We start from the raw sequence: 21,117 nt of genomic DNA, 5'->3' as shown, positions 1-21,117 counted from the left end.
CGCTACTTAAACAAGGCGTGCACGTTGTTCTGTTTGAAGTTGAGCGTCGGGTGCAGCTCGTCGATTTCAAAAGAGAGCGCCAGGTAACGGGCGTCCATCAGCCCGGCGAAGTGGTCTTTAATCAACGTAAACAGCATCTCCCCCACCTGCTGACGGCTCTCAAGGCTGCGGCCCGCGCCGATCTTCAGCGTCATATGCACAAAGGCGTAGTCGTGCCTGCCGTCTGCCATCTGCCAGGTGTCCAGCCAGTGCGCGCGGCTGCGGATCCCGCCGAGGGGGAAGATCCCCGTGGCGGCCAGCGCCTCGTTGACTTTGGCGAACAGGCCCGGCAGGTCGGCCTGGTCGCGGATGTTGTCGGTGCATTCAGCAATAAAGTGCGGCATGGGACATCCTTATACGGGCAGAGGGAAAACAGCGTTAACCTGGCCGGTGCCGGAGCTGGGGAACAGCTCGGTGAGAAACTCTACCTTGCCGTCGTATTTGTCCCAGCCGAGCATGCCCAGCAGCATCACCGTGTCGTGCATGTTGCCCTCGCCGTAGCAGTAGTCGGCGTACTCCGGCAGCATGCTGCAGAATTCTTTAAACTGGCCTTCGCGCCACAGCTTCACCACCCGCTCGTCCATCTGGCGATCAAACTCGCGGGTGTAGCTATTCATCCCCTCTTCGGCGCGCTGGTCGTCAATAAAGCGGTGTGAGAGCGAGCCGCTGGCGAGCACCGCCACGGTGCCGTCATATTTCTCGATGGCGCTCAGGATGGCCTCGCCCAGCCTGCGGCTGTCGGCGAAATCATGCACCGTGCAGAAGGCCGAGATGGAGACCACCTTGAAGTGCTTGTCGGCGTTCATGTAGCGCATCGGCACCAGGGTGCCGTACTCCAGCTTCAGGCTCGGGATGTTGTGCGCTTTGGCGCGTACGCCGAGCTTCACCGCTTCGTCGGCAATCAGCTGGCCCAGCGCCGGGTTGCCGGTGTAGTCGTAGGTCATGTCGCGGATAAAGTGCGGCAGCTCGTTGCTGGTGTAGACGCCTGAAAAATGGTCCGCACAGTTGATGTGATAGGCGCTGTTCACCAGCCAGTGGGTGTCGAAGACGATAATGGTATCGACGCCCATCTCGCGGCAGCGTCTGCCGATCTCTTTATGCCCGTCGATGGCCCCCTGACGGCAGCCAAAGTTTTTACCCGGGATCTCAGAGAGATACATCGACGGAACGTGGGTGATTTTTGCTGCTAACGCTAACTTGCCCATTTCATACCCCCCATTTCGGGATCGGATGGTCGCCCATCGAGATGCAGACGTTCTTCATCTCGGCGAAGACTTCAAAGCTGTACTCGCCCCCTTCGCGTCCGGTGCCGGAGGCCTTCACGCCGCCAAACGGCTGGCGCAGATCGCGTACGTTCTGGGTGTTCACAAACACCATGCCCGCTTCGATATTGCGCGCCAGACGCAGCACCTTGCTGACATCCTGGGTCCAGATGTAGGACGCGAGACCGTACTCCACGTCGTTCGCCAGGCGCAGCCCTTCCGCTTCGTCCTTAAACGGCAGCAGGCAGGCCACCGGGCCGAAGATCTCCTCCTGCGCCACGCGCATGCGGTTGTCGACATCCGCCAGCACGGTCGGGCGCAGGAAGTTGCCGCCTTTCAGGTGGGCAGGCAGGTCGGTTGGTTTGTCCGGGCCGCCCGCCAGCAGGGTCGCCCCCTCCTCAATGCCGAGGCGGATATAGCCGGAGACTTTCTCCCAGTGCTGCTGGCTGATGAGCGCCCCAATCTGGGTATTCGGATCGGTCGGGTCGCCCACCCGCAGGCGATTGGCGCGCTCGGCGAAGCGTTTGACGAATTCCGGGTAGATGCTCTGCTGGATGAAGATGCGCGAGCCCGCGGTGCAACGCTCGCCGTTGATGGAGAAGATGGTGAACAGGGCGGCATCCAGGGCGCGTTCGATATCGGCATCTTCAAAAATCAGCACCGGGGATTTACCCCCCAGCTCCATGGAATATTTCTTCAGCCCGGCGTTTTTCATGATGTTGCGCCCGGTGGCAGTACCGCCGGTAAAGGAGACCGCGCGCACGTCGTGATGACGTACCAGCGCATCGCCTGCCGTGGCGCCGTAGCCCTGCACCACGTTTAGCACCCCCGCCGGAATACCCGCCTCCAGCGCCAGCTCGCCCAGACGGTCGGCGGTCAGCGGGGAGAGTTCAGACATCTTCAGTACCGCGGTATTGCCTAAGGCCAGGCAAGGCGCAACCTTCCAGGTGGCGGTCATAAAGGGTACGTTCCACGGCGAGACCAGGGCGCAAACCCCCACCGGCTGCACCAGGGTGTAGTTGAGCATCTTGTCATCGACCGGATAGGTCTTGCCGTTCATCTGCTGGCACACTTCGGCGAAGAACTCGAAGTTGTGCGAGGCGCGCGGGATCAGCACGTTTTTAGTCTGGTGGATCGGCAGACCGGTGTCGGCGGTCTCCATCGCGGCGATCTCCGGCACATTCTGGTCGATCAGATCGCCCAGGCGGCGCATCAGGCGCGCGCGCTCTTTCATCGGCAGGTTGGCCCATTTCGGGAACGCCGCTTTGGCTGCTTCTACCGCCTGATTGATCTCGTCTGCACCGCCGGAGGCCACCTCCGCCAGCACCTCGCCGGTAGCCGGGTTGGTAGTGTGGAAGGTGTCGCTACCCGCGACGTTTTTACCGTTGATCCAGTGGTTAATCTTTTTCATTATTTGGCCTCCTCGCTGACAATCCGGTTGACCAGACGGCCAACGCCTTCCACTTCCACGACCACTTCATCCCCCGGGCGCACGTCGGCCAGCCCTTTTGGCGTGCCGGTGGCGATCATGTCCCCCGGCTGCAGGGTCATAAACTCACTTAAGTACGCAATCAGGAACGGGATGCTGAAGATCAGATCGGCCGTGGTCCCTTGCTGGCGCAGCTCGCCATTGACGAAGGTGCGCAGGGTTAAGTTATGCGGGTCAGGAATGGCCGCTTTTGGCACGATGTTGGGGCTGATGGGGGTTAACCCGTCGCGGCTTTTGACCCGCAGGTTGGGGCGATAGTAGTTTTCCAGGTAGTCGCGGATGGCGTAGTCGTTGCAGACCGTATAGCCCGCGACATAATCCATCGCCTCGGCTTCGCTGACCTTACGCGCGGTTTTGCCGATCACCACCACCAGCTCCGCTTCGTAGTGCATGTACTCAACGTTGTCCGGACGCACCGAAGTCTGGTTGTCACCGTTAAAGGTGTTCGGCGCTTTGATAAACACCAGTGGCTCGGTGGGGGGCTTAAAGTCCAGCTCGCTGGCGTGATCGGCGTAGTTCAGGCCGAGGGCAAACAGCGTGGGGTGCGGATGCGCCCCCTGAGCGATGGCGACGTCGCGTTCATCGACCACCGGGTTTTCCAGCGCCGGAAAGCCTTCTGCCAGAATGCGCACGCGGTCGCCTGGCTGGAGCGGCACGCGCGAGTGCGGAGTGCCGAGCAGAATCGCGTCGCCGGGGTTGAGCGTTGCAAACTCACTCAGGGCGCTCAGCAGTTCAGCGGCGTTACGCTGCAAATCGGCGGTGTTCCAGTGGTCTGCTTCGCGGCCGTTGATCTCGGTGATGATGGTCAGGTTATCCACGTTGTCGACGGCGGCGAGTTCACCCAGCGGGCAAAAGCCGTCCCGGCATTTGGCTTTGATCGCCGGGCGGTAGAAGCTCTCTTCCGGCAGGCTTACCTCGTTTGCCAGCGCGTACCCGGCAATGTAGTCGGCGGCCTCTTCCGGGCTGACTTTGCTCGCGGTCTTGCCGACAATCAGCGCCACCGTAGCACCGCTCAGTACCTGTTCCCCTTCAGGATGCGGGATGGCATCGCCGGCGCGGATCAGGGTATTGCGCGGTTTGATAAACCAGACGGCGGTTTTCGGTGGCGTGTTGTATGGGGGCTGGTTAAATGCGTCACGCCAGGCGTCAAGCTGGCTGCGGTGATTGAGTGCCACCGCGAAAACAGTACCTTTCATTCCTTTCTCCTCTGGCCCGGGTCGCGGGTTTTGAGTTCATTAATATGTTAATGATTAGGTTTTAGCCCCTCACTGGGTGTTTGGCAAACAGAAGTGAATATTTTGTGATAGTGATAACAATAAATTTACATTTACGATATATTAATCATATATATCAGTGAGTTAATATTTTAATGTGATATCTGTTAGACTTTTCAGTCGCGCCGCTGGCGCGCAGAGAGAGCGTTATGCATTGATTGTTTCGTTATTAATGATGTTGAGGTGGGAGCGCCATGCACGATTCGTTAACTATCGCACTACTCCAGGCGCGGGAAACCGCGATGACCTTTTTTCGCCCGATTATCAAGCAGCAGAATCTGACGGAGCAGCAGTGGCGGATCGTGCGCGTGCTGGCGGAACATCCGTCGATGGATTTTCATGATCTGGCCTTCCGCACCTGTATTCTGCGCCCGAGCCTGACCGGGATCCTGACGCGTATGGAGCGTGACGGGCTGGTGCTGCGCTTAAAGCCGCTCAACGACCAGCGCAAGCTCTATGTCTCCCTCACCAAAGAGGGGAACGCCCTGTATGAACGCGCCCAGGCGCAGGTGGAAGAGGCCTATCAGCAGATTGAGGCGCGGTACACGCCGGAGAAAATGCAGCAGCTGACGGCCCTGCTACAGGAGTTTATTGCGCTGGGCGATGGGCAGGTTAACAGCCAGGAAGAGGAGTAGATCGCTGCGGTCATCAACACAATTTCCGTAAAGTTTTCCCATTCCAGGCCGAAAATTCTGTACCTGTCTGGTGGAATGAGAAATCATGTTAAATCGTATCAAGATTGTTACTAGCTTATTGCTGGTATTAGTTATTTTTGGCTTATTACAGCTCACATCCGGTGGCCTTTTCTTTAATGCCCTGAAGCATGACAAAGAAAATTTCACCGTCCTGCAAACCATTCGTCAGCAACAGTCCACGCTTAACAGCAGCTGGGTAGCGTTGCTGCAAACCCGTAACACCCTGAACCGCGCGGGCATCCGCTACATGATGGATCAGAACAACATCGGTAGCGGTGCCACCGTGAACGATCTGATGCAGATTGCTGCTGCTTCACTGAAGCAGGCGGAAAAAAGCTGGGCGGAGTACGAAGCCCTGCCGCGTGACCCGCGTCAGAGTGAAGGCGCCGCGCTGGAAATCAAACGTAACTACGATATTTATCATGGTGCGCTGGCCGAACTGATCCAGCTGCTGGGCGCAGGCAAGATCAATGAGTTCTTCGATCAGCCGACCCAGAGCTACCAGGATGGCTTTGAGAAGCAGTACGTTAACTATCTGCAGCAGAACGATCATCTGTATCAGACCGCCGTGGACGACAGCAACAGCTCTTACAGCCAGGCCCTCTGGATCCTGCTTAGCGTGCTGATCCTGGTGCTGGTGGTGATTGTCGGCGTGTGGCTGGGTATCCGTCACGCCCTGATCTCTCCGCTGAACCGTCTGACTGACAGCATTCGTCATATCGCCAGCGGCGATCTGGTGAAACGCATCGAAGTGGAAGGTTCTAACGAGATGGGCCAGCTGGCCGATACGCTGCGTCACATGCAGGCTGAACTGATGCGTACCGTCGGCGACGTACGTAATGGCGCTAATGCCATCTACAGCGGCGCGAGCGAAATCTCCATGGGCAACAACGATCTCTCCTCCCGTACCGAGCAGCAGGCGGCCTCGCTGGAAGAGACCGCAGCCAGCATGGAAGAGCTGACCGCCACCGTGAAGCAGAACGCCGAGAACGCCCGTCAGGCGAGCCATCTGGCGCTGAGCGCATCCGAAACCGCGCAGAAAGGCGGCAAAGTGGTGGATAACGTGGTGCAAACCATGCGTGACATCGCCGGCAGTTCCCAGAAGATCGCTGATATCATCAGCGTCATCGACGGTATTGCCTTCCAGACCAACATCCTGGCGCTGAACGCGGCGGTAGAAGCGGCACGTGCCGGTGAGCAGGGGCGTGGCTTTGCGGTGGTAGCGGGTGAAGTCCGTAACCTGGCCCAGCGCAGCGCCCAGGCCGCACGCGAGATCAAAAGCCTGATTGAGGACTCCGTGGGTCGCGTCGAAGTGGGTTCCACGCTGGTGGAAAGCGCCGGTGAGACCATGGGTGAAATCGTCAGCGCGGTGACCCGCGTGACCGACATCATGGGTGAGATCGCCTCTGCCTCTGATGAGCAGAGCCGCGGGATCGACCAGGTGGGTCTGGCAGTGGCAGAGATGGATCGCGTCACCCAGCAGAACGCCTCCCTGGTGCAGGAATCTGCGGCTGCGGCAGCGGCACTGGAAGAGCAGGCGAGCCGTCTGACTCAGGCGGTGGCGGTGTTCCGCATTCAGCAGGAGCAGCAGAAAGCCCATTCACACGCGGCGGTGAAAACCGTGATGTCGCCGGTGACGACGCGCAAAGCGGCCGTTACCGACAGCGGTGATAACTGGGAAACCTTCTGATGTAAAAAAGCGCCCTGTTCAGGCAGGGCGCTTTTTATGCCCGGCGGCGCCTGGCTTGCGCGGGCCTACGGTTTCCCATGCCGGGTAAGCGCAGCGCTACCCGGCACTCTCCTTCGATTACCCTTCCGCGTTAACCACTTTGATCTCCACCATACCGATCCCCAGCTGGCGCGGAGAGTGGCCGAGAATATTCCCCTCGTTAGTGGACTCCGGTGCAGGCGGAACAATCACCAGCGTGCTGCTGTGCGACGGGTTGTCGAAATGCAGCGTCGTGGTAGTAACCTCATTCCCCAGCGTCAGGGTCTGCTCTTTATCGCCAATGCGTACCGGAATCGGTTTGTTAGCGTTCGGCCCCCAGGCTTTGGCCGTGATCACCAGGTCGAATTTCGCCGGCAGCGGCTGGTTATATTCGATCTTCACTTCATCACCCAGTTGGGCGTTGGACCAGCGTCCCCAGGATTCCGGGCGCGAAATGCCACTGAACTTCTTCACCTCTTCGGGCGCACCGGCCACGTTAAAGACAAAGCTGTCAGCCTTGTAGCGAATGTCGTTGTCGGACACCTTGAGCATATCGACGTTGCGCTGGTAGCGATCGGTACTGATCACCGTATCTTTAAAGGCCGTTTTGCCCTTCCACTGCGCTTTATCGACATGCTGCACGGTCTGCTCGCCGCCTAACTGGCCCTGAGAAACACACCAGTCGGTAGAGAGCGCCAGCGGCTGCGACCAGAGCTGACCCATCTTGTAGCAGCGGTCAACCCAGACGAAGTTATCCCGTGGGGCAAAGTCCGCCAGCTGGTAGCGCAGCGGAGCCGAGTATTCGCTTTCCGGCAACGGTTCGACCCGCTTATCGGAAACGCGCAGCAGCAGCGGCAGGCGGAAGTGGCTGCCGGAGAAGGCCATCATGTTTTTCTGGCTGTCGATGGTGAACTCTTTCAGCTCTTTCGGGAAGTTCCACAGGCGAATGACGTCCGGTTTCCACGCCAGCACTTTTTCCTTCATGTTGAGGAACACCTCAGACAGCGACTGCCCGGAGAGGCTGCTGCGGCCCAGGCCGATAAAGTTATCCCCGCCGAGAATATCCAGCACCGTCGCGCCGTTATCCATGGTGTTGCGCTTCACGGCCATCACCTCCTGCTGCGGCTTATCGCCACGCAGGATAAAGAACAGGTTGCTGCGGTCGTGCTTGTTAAGCGCATCCCAGGCGGTGTTTTTCATCGCCAGATGGTCGGAAGAGACCACGATCACCGTGTTTTTGAAGTACGGCGAGGCTTTGATTTTTTCGATCAGCGCCGCAATGTGCTCCTGGCTACAGCCCACCGCGCTGAAGGACTGATTAGGTTTGCCCTCAAGGGCATAGTTCTTGCGCTGGCAGGTACGGGAGATAAAGCCATCCGGGTGGTGCGTATCCACCGTCAGGGCAAACAGCGAGAAGCGTTTGCCGGACTGTGACAGCGCCTCGAATTTTTTCCAGGTTTCATCCAGCACCGTATCGTCATAGAAGCCCCAGTCGTTACGGTAGGTCGGATCCGCGACGGTGGTTTTTAACTCTTCTGCACCGTACAGATGGTCAAAACCGTGGGACTTCAGGAACACATCTTTCCCGGCAAAACGCAGGTTGGCACCCTGCATGAAATAGTTCTCGTACCCGGAGTTTTTCAGGATATCGCCGAGACAGATATTCTGCGGGAAGAAGCTCGACACTGACGCGGAGGCGTTGCCTTCAAACGGGGCGAACAGCGGGATGCCACACTGGGAGGCGACCATGCCAGCGATGGTGTAATCGGTGCCCGGCAGCTGCGCGGTGTGGCTAAAATCGATCCCCTCATTTTTGATAGCACCCAGCTCCGGCGCGAGATCCGGGAAGGCGTCATTATCAAAGTAGGTGCGCTCCAGGCTTTCGCCATAGATATAGACCAGGTTGAGTTTCGGGTTCGGAATGGTTTTACCCGGCTCTTTGTAATACGCCGCAAAGTCGGGATCGCCATCGCGCGACTGCGATTTCACCAGTTCGGTGATCTGGTGAAACGCCGGGCTGGCATCCACCGAGGCGAGGGCCAACACCAGCGCCAGCAGGCTATAACCGAGGTGATGCGGATGATGACGGCGGCGGCGCAGGATCCAGCCCAGCAGGCCAAATACCGCCACCAGCGCAACCACCACGCCAATACCAGGAAGTATGTACTTACTAACCCCGGCGCCGGTCAGACTGTTGGTCAGGGTATAGAGGACGGCATCGTTAATGCCATCGCCGGTAAAGTAGTCACTGGCGTAGAGAGTAATGTTCAGTACGACAAAAAGCCCCAGCACCAGAAGGGTGACGGCAAACCACCAGGGGTTACGACCCGCTTTGCGGGAATAGATAACAACCGAGGCGATAAACAGGGCAATAGAAATGAACTCTGACAACAGCTTATCCTCAACAAAGGCATCCGCCGATTGGCGGATTAACTGTTTAATTTTTGGGTGATCCAATGTAATGGCGATGCCATCAAGCTGCAATTGTAGTGTCACGCAATTGTGCTGTTGTTAGGATTTGGTTTAGAAAATCGAATGTTTGACGGGCGTCGCTTTCTGTGGGGAAGGGGAGAAACGCCGCGGCAGTCGTCGCGGCGTATCGGGGATTAAGAGATAAAGCTCATGCCCTGTTTCAGGACAAAATCACAGGCCTGGGCTTTGACCTTCTTCGCCAGCGGCGAGTTGCCGATGGTTTCCAGATTCAGCTGTTCGCCGTTATTGGCATTCAGCAGACCCTGGATCCCTTCCAGATAGTTGGTGTCCTGCTGCTGCTCTTCCTGGGTGTCGAGACCCAGCTTACCCAGCACCTGATTTTTAATGTTGGTCGCGTCGGTCATCGAGGCCAGTTTCTCTTTCGCGCAGTACTCGAGGATCCCGGCTGCGTTATTCATGTTGCTGGCAGAGAGCGACTGGCCGCCATTGTTAAGCAGACCGGTGAGCGAGGAGAGGGAGAGGCCACCGTTCTGGGGCGTTGTGGTGGTGCTGTTGCTACTGCCCGCGCTGAGCTGGCTGGCGGCGCTGTTGAGCGTATCCTGCCAGGAGGAGGCCGCCTGGGCTGCACCCGTCATCAGGAGGGCGCTGACTGCGGCGCTAAGAAGAAAATGTGTTTTCATAAGACCTACTCTGTCGATTGCCCGCCGGGGCGGAGTGGCAGCCAGTATAAACCTCGCGACAGCGCAGAACTTGGGTAAATATCCTAATACTCTTTACCGGTAACGCGGCTGCGATAGCTTTCCCAGTCAAAAATCACATACAGGCTGTTACCGAGTTTCATGCGATCCATCACCCGCTCGCCCAGCAGACGGGTCATCTCTTCAACGTTATGGTTGGTCAGCATACCGGTCGGGCGCTTGGAGGAGGAGCGACGATCGACAATCTGGTTGATGATCACCTTTTCATAGCGTGATTCGGTCTGCACGCCGATTTCGTCGATCACCAGCAGATCGACATTACTCAGATCGTTCAATAGCTGTTCTTCGCTGGTCTCCCGGTTGCTGAAGGTATCTTTCATGGCGGACATGATGTCAGCCACGGTGATGATCAGCACCGATTTACCGCGCAGCAGCAGCTCGTTGCAGATGGCCGCCGCGAGATGGTTTTTGCCGGTGCCCGGTTTGCCGCTGAAGATAAAGCTGGCGATGTTGCCGTCGAACTCTTCTACGTACTGGCGCGCCTGTTGCAGGGCCTGGAGCTGTCCCTGGGTCTCGACGTTGTAGTTGTCGAAGGAGCAGTTCTGATGCAGAGGACGAATGCCGGAGCGGTTAAAGGTGCGCTGCATCTTCATGGCGCGGTTCTCCCGTGCCAGCGCCGCCGCGCGGATCTTACCCTGCTCTTTTTGCCACGCCAGCAACTCTTCACCGGTGGTAAAGGCCGGTTTGACGTTAGCGGGCATGATCTTCTGCAGACGTTTCATCAGTTCGCCGAACTCTTTCATTTGGCACCTCGGAATCCGTGGGGGATCTGTTTATCCGGTTCTGAAAAGGTATTCACATCGCGTCTGGCCTGGTTGCCGCTGCTGGCCCGGTTGATCTGTACGCTGCGCGCCAGCTTCTGCTGCCACTGAATATGGTGAAAGACTTTCCCTTCCGCCTGCCAGTACGCGGTAAAGGCGGCCAGCTCTTCCGGGGCGACGGGCTGGGTGAGGGCAATGCCCCACAGCGCCGCCTGACGCTGGAAGTCGGGATCCGGCTGCCAGCCGTTGTACATGGCGAATTTGCCCATCGGCACCGCCACCGGCGCGCTGGTGGGTTCCTCGAAGAATTGGGTATCCAGAGTGACGTCACTGGCCGGGCGCGACAGGCGCGCTTCCAGCTCCAGCAGCTCGGCCAGACGCTGCGGCGTGATGGCGTAAAAAGCCGGTGCATTGTCGGCGAAAACGGCGACAGTACCGCCTTGCGCCCTGGACAGCACGCCGCGGGGATCGTGCATAAAGGCATCAATGCCAGTGACGCTGGTGGTCAGGATTCTGGAGGACATAATACTTCTCTACTGAGTTACTGCGGACGAGATATGGGCTTATGGTAGCACAGAGAGGAGGGGGCAGGCAGGGGTCTGAAACCCGCTCCCTGACCCCCTGAAAAATCAGGAGATAATATTCAGCGTCACATCGATATTGTTGCGGGTGGCGTTAGAGTACGGGCAGACAATGTGCGCCGCATCCACCAGCTTTTTCGCCTCATCGGCGTCCATTCCTGGCAGGTGAATATTCAGTTTCGCTTCAATGCCAAACCCGGTTGGTAGCGGCCCGATCCCCACTTCGCCCTCAATAAAGGCGTCCTGCGGCATAGTGATTTTGTCGCGGTTAGCCACAAATTTCATGGCGCCGAGAAAACAGGCTGAGTAGCCCGCCGCGAACAGTTGTTCCGGGTTGGTGACTTCACCGCCCGCGCCGCCCATCTCTTTGGGGACGCCCAGTTTGACATCCAGCACGCCGTCGGACGAAGTGGCGCGGCCATCACGGCCTCCGGTGGCTTTGGCTTTGGCGGTATAGACAACTTTTTCTAAAGACATGGTGGGTTCCTTATCTCAGGGTTGTTTGCGCTAAGGACAGGTATAACGCAAGGCAACCTGAACCGCCATTTTTCGATAGTGTTGCCGCTGGGCCTGTTCATCGGCGCCATCCTCAAACAGCAGGGTGAAGGTGTAGCTGTTAGCCACATAGTGAAAGCTGAAACTGCTGATGAGGCGGTGCAGATCCCGGGCGTTCACCGTCTGGTTAAAGAGTTGCTTCTCTTTGCCGCGTTTGAGGATGGTTTCCAGCAGATCCAGCGCGCTGCGGTTCACCTGGCGCAGCAAGGCCGACTGCTGCATAAACCGGCCCCGCTGCATATTCTCCATGCAGATAATGCGAATGTAGTCCGGATGGTCGGCGTGATAGTCAAAGGTGGTTTCCACCAGCTGCACCAGCGCTTCTACCGGCGGCATCGCATCCAGACTGAGCTGCTTTTCACTGGCGCGGATCTGGGTGTAGACATATTCCAGCACCAGCAGATAGAGGTTCTCTTTGGTCTTAAAGTGATACACCACCATCCGTTTGGTGGTGTCCGCTTTCTCGGCGATCTGCTCCATGCGTGCGCCGTTAAGCCCGTACTCGGCAAACAGCGAGAGGGCGCTGAGGAAGATTTTATCTTTCAGGCGGGAGCCGTCGCCGTTTTCCGCGTTTTCGCTGCCGGGGTTAGACACATCTGCTCCTTACTTAGCCACATGAGAGCAGAGGATTATCACCACGGCAGCGGGAGAACACAACTCTCAAACCCGGGGGCGTTTGCGGTAGAGCCACAGTCCGGGGATCGACAGCCCTATTGAAAGGGCGCCGACGATGGACGAGGCTTTCAGGAAGTTGGTCAGCAGCATAATCATCTGCGCTTCGCTGTAGCCAAAGTGGCTAATTTTCACCGCCGAAATCATTGCGGTATAGGCAGAGATGCCCGGAAACATTGGGATCACCGCCGCAACGGTAAAGACCTTCGGATGGGCCAGATACCAGCGCGACCACTGGATCCCAATGCTGCCCACCAGCATCGAGGCCATAAAGGTCGACCATTCGATATTCAGCCCGGCGGTCATCATCGTCATGCGCGAGCCGTGGCCAATAGCCCCCAGCAGCGCGCACCACGGCAGGGCGCGATGGGGAACGTTAAACACCATGGCAAAGCCCACTGCCGGAATGGCCGACAGCATCATGTCCTGGGCCAGCGCCCAGAGAAAATCGATTACGCCCATCCGCGAAGCCCCCATAACGTCATGGCCATCACCACCCCAATACAGGTGGCTAGGGTGAGTAAACTGGCTATCGCCCAGCGGGCAAGGCCGGTATTGATGTGACCTTTGAACATATCGGCCACGGCATTAATCAGTGGAAAGCCCGGCACCAGCAGCAGTACGCTGGCGGCCATGGCGATGGTCGGGGTGGTGGCAAAGCTCGGCAGCCGCAGCAGCAGGCCGGAGACCGTGGTGGCGACAAAGGCGGTGATGCAGAAGTTAATTTGTGGATGCAGATGCCGGCCTGTCAGCACCTGACGTACGTACATGGCGAGGGTGCTGGCGATAAAGGTCACCATCGCGCCGTCCCAGCCGCCGTTGTTAAGTTTGCAGAAGCAGGCGCAGGAGAGACCCACCATCAGCGCCACCAGCCAGCGTGGATAGCGCAACGGCTTGATCTGGCTGAAGCGTTTTTCGACACCCTGCGCATCCAGCAGCTTGTGTTCCGCCATGATCACAATGTGTTGCACCTCGGTGACGACGTGCATGTTGATCCCACGATCGTGGTTTTTACGCGTTGAGGTCAGACACTGGCCCGCTTTAATGGTGGTCAGCACAATTGCGTTAGAGGAGATGGAGCTCTCTACGCTGTCCATACCCAGGGCCAGCCCCAGTCGGGTAGAGAGTTCCTCGACCAGGGCGCTTTCGGCGCCATGTTGCAATAAAAAAAGGCCGCACTGAATACACAGTCGCGTGACGGCGCGTTGTGAGGATTGATCTGCCTGCATCTGTTGCCCTGAGGAGAGAGTGACGAGTGGATAGCCGGAATGTCTACTTTTAGCACACAACCCGGTGGCGTTTGCTCTGGGCCAGATCAAGGTTTAAGCAGATTAGTGCTGTAAACAGGCGTTACGAACAGCTAATTAATTATTAATTTCTATGCATTTTATATTTACATATTTATTTAATTTATATTTAGAATATCTAATTTGCTCTTTTTAAAAATATCGCGCGCCAGGGGTTAACATTGCGGCGTTATTTTGCGATATTAATGCCGTTTTGGCGGTGTATACATTTGTGATGCTGATTCTTATCGCAATCTCATTTCGTTCAGCTAATAGAAAAGGAAAGACATTACATTTTTACGTCGCCCTGTTAGACAAACAGGTATTTCAATTGGATGAAAGACGTGGAATGAACGTATGAATGGATTCGGAGCGAAAATGCCGTCATTGATCTGTAAGAGTGTTATAATAATTGGAAAGTCACCCATAATGCAGACCGGCCTCGGCAGCATTATGTCTCGCTATTTCCCGGACTACGATCGTTCATACTGTCGGACCCATGAAGAGCTGACGCTTCTTCAATTGCGTCGTGCAGGCGTGGTCATCGTTGATATTTCAGATGAACAGCGTAATTCGCGTAATATTTGCAATCAGTATCACGTATTACAAAATCAGTATCGGGATATTCACTGGATATTTTTGGTTTCTCGGGCAATTTACCCCCTCGCTGTTGAGCACTTAATGCGTCCAGAAAGCACGTTGCTATCCAACATGGAGCCCATCGAAAGCGTGGTTAAGGCTATCCGGGCGGGTAGTGAAAACGCTGAACGTATTAGCCAGACGCTATTAATCCCCGATCCAGATGATTTATATGACAATCAGGACGAAGTCATGTTGACCTTCTCAGAGCGTAAAGTATTACGCTTACTGGGAAAAGGATGGGGTATTAATCAAATCGCCGCATTGCTGAAAAAGAGTAATAAAACGGTAAGCGCGCAAAAAAACAGTGCCATGAGAAGACTTGCTTTAACGAGTAATGCCGAAATGTACGCGTGGATTAACAGCACTAAGGGAATGAAAGAGCTGAGTTTATTCTCTGCCTATGGAGAGCAAGACGAATGGAAAAGAGCGCGCCAAAAAGACATATCGCTATCGTCGAAAAGTGCATGATGAGTGCTATGGGGCTGAAGCATCTTTTTGCCAGTCCCTCACTTAAAGGTTATGAAGTCCACCTTTTTAATAATATTAATAGTTTCCAGTCATCACTTAGTTTTGTTCCATACACGTCGTTAATTTATTCACTCTCGGATGAGCGGGAAGAACGGCGTAATTGCCTGGTCTGTATTAAGGAAGTGGCCACCACGTACGGCATGATTCAGCGAATTGTGCTCGCATCAGATGAGGCAGAAGCGAGCCTGATTAATCAGCTTTCGCCGTCACGCCTGCATGGCGTCATTCTCAAATCTGAGCCACTCGCCGAACTGCAGGAGCAACTCAGCAAAATATTGAGTGAGAACCGACGGGTCAATGACAGTCATAATAACCACTGGAATATCCATCGTGGGAGACTGCTGAGCCCAACCGAGCGCGCCATTTTGCAGTTTATGTCGTGCGGCTTCTCCATCCCGGAAATCGCCACCCGGCTCGATCGCAACATCAAAACCATTCGTGCGCATAAATTTAATGCCATGATTAAGCTCGGTGTGCGTTCCGACGTGGGATTACTGCACGCGGCGGACATCCTGACGCATTTTCCCGTCCCGGATCCCCGCAACTCGCGCTTCATGTCCCAGCACTTTTCATAGCCCATGCGAAAGTCTGCGCCAGAACGATTTCTGGCGCGGGACTTACAGGCAAACGTCTACCCATGTCGCCTGAGTGAGTTCGGCCATTCTTTCCGGAGAAATACGGACCGCGCTGTGGATCGCACCGGCAGCGGGCAGCACTTCCGCATACTGTTTTAGCGAGATGTCACAATAGACCGCCAGCGGCGTTTCCAGTCCGAAAGGGCAGACGCCACCCACAGGATGCCCTGTGATTGTCACCACCTCGTCACTGCTCAGCATCCTGGCCTTTGCGCCAAACGTCTGCTTCAACTTTTTGTTATCAAGACGCGCATCGCCTTTAGCGACCACGAGGATCACCTCATCTTTAATTTTTAGCGACAGCGTTTTCGCTATCTGACCCGGCGCGACATTGTGGGCCTCGGCAGCCAGCGCAACGGTAGCGGTACTCTGACCCAGTTCGATGACTTCAACATCCGGGGCGTGGTCAGCAAAAAACTGGCGCACAGACTGCAAACTCATTGTTTCCTCCAGAAAATACTCTGTGTAGTCGGTCATAAGAAATTATGCTCTGTAAATATTTACCAGGTCACACACTTCTTATATCAGCGATTTCTGGATCCTCTTCACAATCACGGAAACCGGTTACAGTAACCGGTTGCAGACCATGATATGGAGATTAATACTGATTACGTCACTTCCCCTGTATCCAATAATAAGAGTCGATTATGAAACCTATCCGTTTGAGCAGTACCGCTGGTAAGCGAACCAGCAAGGTGGTGAAAGTGGTATATGGAACACCGTGCGGCGTCACAGCGCCCGAAACGATCGTCTGACAGGAGAGCCGTTATGTCTGCCAACCATGCTGCGTTTAACCTGATATTCCGATTTGTTGAAAACTATGTCAGCCCCATTGCCGGACGCATCTCCTCCCAGCGTCACGTGATGGCGATCCGCGACGGCTTTATCTCCGCAATGCCGTTTATGATTGTTGGCTCGTTCTTATTAGTGTTTGCTTACCCGCCGTTTTCGCCGGACACCACATGGGGCTTTGCCCGCGCCTGGCTGGATATGGCAAAACAGTTTGAAGGCCAGATCCTCACCCCCTTCGATATGACGATGGGCGTGATGTCCCTCTATATCTGTGCCGCTATCGCCTACAACCTCGGCAAGCACTACGTTAAGTCGCATCAGCTCGACCCCTTCATGTGCGCCATGCTGTCGCTGATGGCCTTCCTGCTGATCGCCGCGCCAAAAACTAAAGGCGCATTGCCGGTGGATAGCCTCGGTGGGACGGGGATCTTCACCGCCATTCTGGTGGCAATCTACTGTGTGGAGATGATGCGTTTTCTGAAGGCGCACAACATCGGTATTCGCCTGCCCGACCAGGTGCCGCCGATGATCAAGAACTCCTTCGATCTGCTGATCCCGGTGCTGGTGGTGGTGTTAACCCTCTATCCGCTGAGCCTGTTCATTCAGTCTGAGTTTGGCATGCTGATCCCGCAGGCGATCATGGCCATCTTTAAACCGCTGGTCTCCGCGGCGGACTCGCTGCCGGCGATCCTGCTGGCGGTGCTGATTGGTCACCTGCTGTGGTTTGCGGGCATCCACGGGGCGGCGATTGTCTCCGGTATGCTGCAGATGTTCTGGCTCACCAACCTGGGGATGAACCAGACCGCGCTGGCGCAAAGCGCGCCGCTGCCGCACATCTTTATGGAGGCGTTCTGGACCTTCTTCATTGTGATTGGCGGATCCGGGGCGACGATGGGGCTGGTGTTCTGCTATCTGCGTAGCCGTTCGGCGCACCTGCGTTCTATTGGACGGCTGAGCGTGGTGCCGAGTATTTTCAACATCAACGAACCGGTCATCTTCGGGACGCCTATCGTGATGAACCCGGTGTTCTTTATCCCGTTCCTGCTGGCGCCAATGGTCAACGCGGTGCTGGCGTGGGCGGCGATGAAGCTGGATCTGATTGGTCGCGTGATTTCGGTGGTTCCCTGGACCGCTCCTGCGCCGGTGGGGGCTGCCTGGGCGCTGGGCTGGGATTTCCGTGCGGCGATCCTGGTCCTGCTGTTAGCGATGGTTTCCGCCATCATCTACTACCCGTTCTTTAAGGTCTACGAGAAGCAGCTGCTGGCGCAGGAGGCCGAAGAGGCCCAGCGTGCAGAAGAAGAAAGTCAGCAGGTCGCGTAATAAAAGCAAAACGGCAACCCTCGGGTTGCCGTTTTCATCTATTGGACCTGACAAACTACTTCAGCGTGCAATCGCCGCACTGCTGAACGTCCGGCAGGCGATAGCGCTGACAGCAGGTACGACGCACCAGCAGGCCGTCGCGTGGAACAACGGTGCGGTAAAGCGGGTTGTCACGCCCATCGGAGAGCTGGCGGGCAAAGAAAATCGCCTGACGCAGCGCGTCCACTTTCTCATCCCCCAGCAGGGGTTTCATTTCGGTCAGATACCAGTGAATTAAATAGCCGGTATTGCTCCAGATAAGTTTGCCGTTGATCTCACCCGTCGCTTCCAGCACGTCAACCACCGGGACCAGGGCGCGCGTCACCAGCATTTCCATACGCTGCTGGGGCGACAGCGAGGTTGCCTTGCTGTCTTCCTGAACGTCGATCCAGAAGCAGGCTGCGCGTCCGGTTTCGTGAAACTCAACGTGGAAATGTTCCGGGGAAATATCCAGCGCCACATCCTGGGTCAGCAGGGCCAGCATCATCGGTGGGACCATCAGCCCGATATACCACTGTGCCCACAGCGACAGCAGCGGCTTGTTTTCCCGCGCCATCGTGGGCTGGTTGCGGTAGATATGATCGGAGTAGGTCGCCAGTAATGACTGCAGTTCGGCAGGACGCTGCCACTGCGCCAGCGTCATGGCGTGATGAGGATGGGGTTCATCCAGCTTGATGACATCCAGCAGATAGGCACGCGTCTGACCGATAGCGTCACGCATCGCGTCCGCAAGCCCTGAAGGCCCGGCCGACAGCGGCGTTTGCCAGATAATATTCTCAACAGCGTGTGCGGAACGTGTGGCCATAAGTTAGCTGGATAAAAATCTAAATGATAATGATTGCCAATCCTAACTATAGATAAAACCGTGCGCAAGGCTTTTTACACATCCGGCCTTAACGCTGACAAATGAGAAAATATATCATATGATATTGGTTATCATTATCGATTTGAGAGACGAATCATGTTGAGCAGAGCGTTGGGAAGTGGATGGGGCGTGATACTGCCGGGGATGGTCATGGCCGGGCTGGCGTGTACCGATCTGTCGTTAGCGGTCTGGAAAGTGATTATCGCGTCGGGCTTGCTGATTTCATCCGCCATGATCTGGCATAAACAACTGCGGCATTTCGTGCTGCTGCCATCATGTGTTGCGCTGATTGCGGGAATGTGGGTGCTGATAATGAATCTGAACTAACAGGAAAAGAAGAGAGAAAAGCAGGAGAGATAAGATAATTGGTGCGAGGGGGGGGACTCGAACCCCCACATCCTAAGGACACTAACACCTGAAGCTAGCGCGTCTACCAATTCCGCCACCTTCGCACAGTCATCTTATTTTTTGATATCGCCTCGTTGGTGCGAGGGGGGGACTCGAACCCCCACATCCGTAAGGACACTAACACCTGAAGCTAGCGCGTCTACCAATTCCGCCACCTTCGCCCAGTGCGAGCAATATCAATCATGGTTATTGGTGCGAGGGGGGGGACTCGAACCCCCACATCCGTAAGGACACTAACACCTGAAGCTAGCGCGTCTACCAATTCCGCCACCTTCGCAGACCATCGATACAGTAAAAGTATCGTAACCACGGAGGCGCATTCTAGATGTTTTCAGCTTTTCGTCAACAGATAATTGTGCGGGAGATATTATTTGCTGCAAAAATGGCCTGAACGGGCGGCTCAGGCCAGCGGGAGACGTTACTTCTTCGCCTGGCGGGTCATGATGGCGCGGTAGATCTTAAAGCGGCCAGTTTGCGCCAGCACTTCGTGGAAGCCGAAGACTTCATCCAGCACTTTCGGGTACGGCAGGAAGGCGTTCGCCACGATTCGGAGCTCACCGCCGCTGTTCAGATGGCGTACCGCGGTACGAATCAAGGTCTGCGCGGCTTCGAGGCTGGTTTCCACACCGTCATGGAATGGCGGGTTGGAGATAATCATATCGAAACGGCCGGTGACGTCGGAGAGGACGTTGGAGGCAAAAACTTCGCCCTCAATGCCGTTGGCCGCAAGGGTCGCGCGGCTGGCTTCGATGGCGGATGCGCCCACATCGGTGAGGGTTAAACGCACTTTCGGCGAGTGGCTTGCGAGGACCGCGGAGAGCACGCCTGCGCCACAGCCGACATCCAGCACTTTACCTTTGGTGTGTGGCGTAAAGGTGGAGAGCAGCAGCTGGCTGCCCACGTCCAGACCGTCACGGCTGAAGACGCCCGGCAGCGTTTTGATGGTCAGGCCATCCAGCTGATATTCGCCCCAGTATTTTTCCGCGTCGAAGGTCGGTTTTTTGTCCAGACGGCCATGGTAGAGGCCGCAGCGACGGGCGCTGTCGACTTTATTCAGCGTGACGTAATCTGCCAGCATCTGCTCGGCGCTGCGCACGCCGCTGCGGTTTTCTCCGATCACGAAGATATCGCAACCCACCGGCAGCAGGGAGAGCAGGTTCATCAGCTGGAACTGGGCTTCGGGTTTGTTCTTCGGCCAGTAGTAGATCAGCGTATCGCAGTCCGCCACGTCGCTCTGCTCAGCCACCAGGCTGAAACGGACGCGCTCGCCCATCTGACGGCTCAGGACCTGCCAGTGGTGATACTGCTGGGTGTGCGCACGGCTGTCGGCGCACTCGAAACGGGCAGGCAGGTCATCCTGCATATCTCCGGCAAACAGAATACGGCTTTGTTCGAAATCATCACTGTGACGCAGCAAGACTTCACTTGCCGGGGTAAATGCAGACATGAATTGTTCCTCAATAAACTCAGGCGGGGATTATAGTAGGTAGATGGCGCAGATTCGACACATTTGCTATATTTGCGCGCCTGACAGACAGGAGTTTTCGCAATGGCATCCCGACGAGACAGGCAATTACAGCAGCTGGGCATCACCCAGTGGGGGCTGCGCCGCCCGGCGGCCTTGCAGGGCGAAATCGCTATCTCGCTACCGGCGCATATTCGTCTGGTGATGGTGGCCCAAAGCCTGCCCGCCCTCAGCGAGCCGGTGATCGCCGACGTACTGCGGGCGCTGAGGCTGAGTGCCGATCAGGTGCTGCAACTGACGCCCGATCGCGTGGCCATGCTGCCCGAGGGCAGCCGCTGCAACAGCTGGCAGCTTGGCGTAAGAGAAGAGATTGCTCTGGAGGGGGCGAGTATGGCCTCTCCGGCGCTGGACGAACTTAACGTAAACCCGGCGGCACGTCGCGCGCTGTGGCAACAAATCTGCGAACATGAACACAATTTCTTCCCTCACGACAACTGATTTAGCGCAGGCTTTTGAGATCGAAAAACGCGCCCACGCCTTTCCGTGGAGTGAAAAAACCTTTGCCAGCAACCAGGGTGAGCGTTACCTGAACTATCGGCTGGATGTCGATAACCAGCTGGCGGCATTTGCCATCACGCAGGTCGTTCTGGATGAAGCGACGCTGTTTAACATCGCTGTGGATCCTGCTTTCCAGCGCCGTGGGCTGGGCAGAGAACTGCTGGAACATTTAATTCGCGAGCTGGAAGCCCGAGACGTGTTCACGCTGTGGCTGGAAGTACGGGCCTCGAACGTCGCCGCCATCGCACTCTATGAAAGCCTGGGCTTTAACGAGGCGACGATCCGCCGTAACTATTACCCCACCGCAGAAGGACGTGAAGACGCCATCATCATGGCTCTGCCGCTTGGATAA

At 56.4% G+C, this 21,117-nt stretch carries 23 protein-coding genes and 3 tRNA genes; 8 read left to right on the top strand and 18 right to left on the bottom strand.

What is annotated here, in order from left to right:
• Positions 1-2: 2 nt before the first annotated feature.
• From DVA44_RS20825 to hpaG, 4 genes are read right to left on the bottom strand one after another with little or no spacing between them, the layout of a single operon-like run.
• Positions 3-383, bottom strand: coding sequence for a 5-carboxymethyl-2-hydroxymuconate Delta-isomerase (locus DVA44_RS20825; protein WP_114388008.1), 381 nt, complete (start codon positions 381-383; stop codon positions 3-5).
• A 9-nt stretch (positions 384-392) separates the two neighbouring features.
• On the bottom strand, positions 393-1,244 hold the full coding sequence (hpaD, locus tag DVA44_RS20820; RefSeq protein WP_114388007.1) for a 3,4-dihydroxyphenylacetate 2,3-dioxygenase: 852 nt from the start codon (positions 1,242-1,244) through the stop codon (positions 393-395).
• 1 nt (position 1,245) lies between these two features.
• Positions 1,246-2,712, bottom strand: a complete 1,467-nt coding sequence (gene hpaE, locus DVA44_RS20815) for a 5-carboxymethyl-2-hydroxymuconate semialdehyde dehydrogenase (protein ID WP_114388006.1) — start codon at positions 2,710-2,712, stop codon at positions 1,246-1,248.
• A complete protein-coding gene (gene hpaG, locus DVA44_RS20810) occupies positions 2,712-3,986 on the bottom strand; it encodes a 4-hydroxyphenylacetate degradation bifunctional isomerase/decarboxylase (protein ID WP_114388005.1) in 1,275 nt (424 codons plus the stop codon). Before hpaG ends, hpaE begins: the two co-directional genes overlap by 1 nt.
• Before the next feature lie 272 nt (positions 3,987-4,258).
• Between hpaG and hpaR the strand changes: the two genes are divergently transcribed.
• Positions 4,259-4,699 (top strand): homoprotocatechuate degradation operon regulator HpaR, encoded by a 441-nt coding sequence (gene hpaR, locus DVA44_RS20805; protein ID WP_103178148.1) that lies wholly within the window; start codon positions 4,259-4,261, stop codon positions 4,697-4,699.
• Between the two features lie 85 nt (positions 4,700-4,784).
• Positions 4,785-6,449 carry a methyl-accepting chemotaxis protein gene (tsr, locus tag DVA44_RS20800; RefSeq protein ID WP_114388004.1) on the top strand — a complete coding sequence of 555 codons (1,665 nt, stop codon included), beginning with the start codon at positions 4,785-4,787 and terminating at the stop codon, positions 6,447-6,449.
• 117 nt (positions 6,450-6,566) lie between these two features.
• Here tsr and opgB read toward each other — a convergent pair whose 3' ends face one another.
• The 8 genes from opgB to DVA44_RS20760 form a co-directional block, all read right to left on the bottom strand.
• Positions 6,567-8,858: a phosphatidylglycerol--membrane-oligosaccharide glycerophosphotransferase gene (opgB, locus tag DVA44_RS20795; RefSeq protein WP_114388461.1), complete on the bottom strand. Its 2,292-nt coding sequence runs from the start codon at positions 8,856-8,858 to the stop codon at positions 6,567-6,569.
• 215 nt (positions 8,859-9,073) lie between these two features.
• Entirely contained in the window at positions 9,074-9,580 is a 507-nt protein-coding gene (locus DVA44_RS20790) for a DUF2501 domain-containing protein (RefSeq protein WP_114388003.1), read from the bottom strand.
• Between the two features lie 83 nt (positions 9,581-9,663).
• Positions 9,664-10,401, bottom strand: coding sequence for a DNA replication protein DnaC (gene dnaC, locus DVA44_RS20785; protein WP_103823160.1), 738 nt, complete (start codon positions 10,399-10,401; stop codon positions 9,664-9,666).
• Positions 10,398-10,943 (bottom strand): primosomal protein DnaT, encoded by a 546-nt coding sequence (gene dnaT / locus DVA44_RS20780; protein ID WP_103823161.1) that lies wholly within the window; start codon positions 10,941-10,943, stop codon positions 10,398-10,400. The genes dnaC and dnaT overlap by 4 nt, the downstream gene beginning before the upstream one ends.
• A 105-nt stretch (positions 10,944-11,048) precedes the next feature.
• The gene (locus DVA44_RS20775; RefSeq protein ID WP_103823162.1) at positions 11,049-11,477 is read right to left on the bottom strand and encodes an organic hydroperoxide resistance protein; all 429 of its coding nucleotides are present in this window, start codon (positions 11,475-11,477) and stop codon (positions 11,049-11,051) included.
• A 30-nt stretch (positions 11,478-11,507) separates the two neighbouring features.
• Positions 11,508-12,149, bottom strand: coding sequence for a TetR family transcriptional regulator (locus DVA44_RS20770; protein WP_114388002.1), 642 nt, complete (start codon positions 12,147-12,149; stop codon positions 11,508-11,510).
• 66 nt (positions 12,150-12,215) lie between these two features.
• Positions 12,216-12,689: a threonine/serine exporter gene (locus tag DVA44_RS20765; RefSeq protein ID WP_103823164.1), complete on the bottom strand. Its 474-nt coding sequence runs from the start codon at positions 12,687-12,689 to the stop codon at positions 12,216-12,218.
• Positions 12,680-13,456: a threonine/serine exporter ThrE family protein gene (locus DVA44_RS20760; RefSeq protein ID WP_114388001.1), complete on the bottom strand. Its 777-nt coding sequence runs from the start codon at positions 13,454-13,456 to the stop codon at positions 12,680-12,682. Before DVA44_RS20760 ends, DVA44_RS20765 begins: the two co-directional genes overlap by 10 nt.
• A gap of 435 nt (positions 13,457-13,891) precedes the next feature.
• Here DVA44_RS20760 and DVA44_RS20755 point away from each other — a divergent pair, with 435 nt between their 5' ends.
• Positions 13,892-14,623, top strand: a complete 732-nt coding sequence (locus DVA44_RS20755; RefSeq protein WP_103823321.1) for a response regulator transcription factor — start codon at positions 13,892-13,894, stop codon at positions 14,621-14,623.
• Positions 14,623-15,258, top strand: coding sequence for a DNA-binding transcriptional activator BglJ (bglJ, locus tag DVA44_RS20750; protein ID WP_103823166.1), 636 nt, complete (start codon positions 14,623-14,625; stop codon positions 15,256-15,258). Before DVA44_RS20755 ends, bglJ begins: the two co-directional genes overlap by 1 nt.
• A gap of 42 nt (positions 15,259-15,300) precedes the next feature.
• On the opposite strand, the gene DVA44_RS20745 is transcribed toward bglJ, so the two are convergent.
• The gene (locus DVA44_RS20745) at positions 15,301-15,759 is read right to left on the bottom strand and encodes a YbaK/EbsC family protein (protein ID WP_103823167.1); all 459 of its coding nucleotides are present in this window, start codon (positions 15,757-15,759) and stop codon (positions 15,301-15,303) included.
• A 327-nt stretch (positions 15,760-16,086) separates the two neighbouring features.
• Here DVA44_RS20745 and DVA44_RS20740 point away from each other — a divergent pair, with 327 nt between their 5' ends.
• The gene (locus tag DVA44_RS20740; protein ID WP_114315950.1) at positions 16,087-17,430 is read left to right on the top strand and encodes a PTS sugar transporter subunit IIC; all 1,344 of its coding nucleotides are present in this window, start codon (positions 16,087-16,089) and stop codon (positions 17,428-17,430) included.
• A 55-nt stretch (positions 17,431-17,485) separates the two neighbouring features.
• Here the strand turns inward: DVA44_RS20740 and fhuF are convergent, their stop codons facing one another.
• On the bottom strand, positions 17,486-18,274 hold the full coding sequence (gene fhuF / locus DVA44_RS20735; protein WP_103823169.1) for a siderophore-iron reductase FhuF: 789 nt from the start codon (positions 18,272-18,274) through the stop codon (positions 17,486-17,488).
• Between the two features lie 156 nt (positions 18,275-18,430).
• On the opposite strand from fhuF, the gene DVA44_RS20730 reads away from it, so the two are divergent.
• On the top strand, positions 18,431-18,661 hold the full coding sequence (locus tag DVA44_RS20730; RefSeq protein WP_114388000.1) for a DUF1435 domain-containing protein: 231 nt from the start codon (positions 18,431-18,433) through the stop codon (positions 18,659-18,661).
• A 39-nt stretch (positions 18,662-18,700) separates the two neighbouring features.
• Here the strand turns inward: DVA44_RS20730 and DVA44_RS20725 are convergent.
• The 4 genes from DVA44_RS20725 to rsmC all read right to left on the bottom strand — a co-directional run bounded on the left by DVA44_RS20725 (position 18,701) and on the right by rsmC (position 20,189).
• A tRNA-Leu gene (locus DVA44_RS20725) sits at positions 18,701-18,786 on the bottom strand.
• 31 nt (positions 18,787-18,817) lie between these two features.
• Positions 18,818-18,903, bottom strand: a tRNA-Leu gene (locus DVA44_RS20720).
• A 29-nt stretch (positions 18,904-18,932) separates the two neighbouring features.
• Positions 18,933-19,019 (bottom strand) — tRNA-Leu (locus DVA44_RS20715).
• Between the two features lie 141 nt (positions 19,020-19,160).
• Complete coding sequence (gene rsmC / locus DVA44_RS20710; protein ID WP_114387999.1) at positions 19,161-20,189, bottom strand: 16S rRNA (guanine(1207)-N(2))-methyltransferase RsmC; 1,029 nt, start codon at positions 20,187-20,189, stop codon at positions 19,161-19,163.
• A gap of 102 nt (positions 20,190-20,291) precedes the next feature.
• On the opposite strand from rsmC, the gene DVA44_RS20705 reads away from it, so the two are divergent.
• Positions 20,292-20,705, top strand: a complete 414-nt coding sequence (locus tag DVA44_RS20705; protein ID WP_114387998.1) for a DNA polymerase III subunit psi — start codon at positions 20,292-20,294, stop codon at positions 20,703-20,705.
• Complete coding sequence (gene rimI, locus DVA44_RS20700; RefSeq protein ID WP_103178166.1) at positions 20,674-21,117, top strand: ribosomal protein S18-alanine N-acetyltransferase; 444 nt, start codon at positions 20,674-20,676, stop codon at positions 21,115-21,117. Before DVA44_RS20705 ends, rimI begins: the two co-directional genes overlap by 32 nt.

It is taken from the genome of Leclercia sp. W17, from assembly GCF_003336325.1.
Classification (GTDB): domain Bacteria; phylum Pseudomonadota; class Gammaproteobacteria; order Enterobacterales; family Enterobacteriaceae; genus Enterobacter.
Note: the sequence above shows the minus strand (reverse complement) of the source record. Positions and strands in the feature narration are given on the sequence as shown.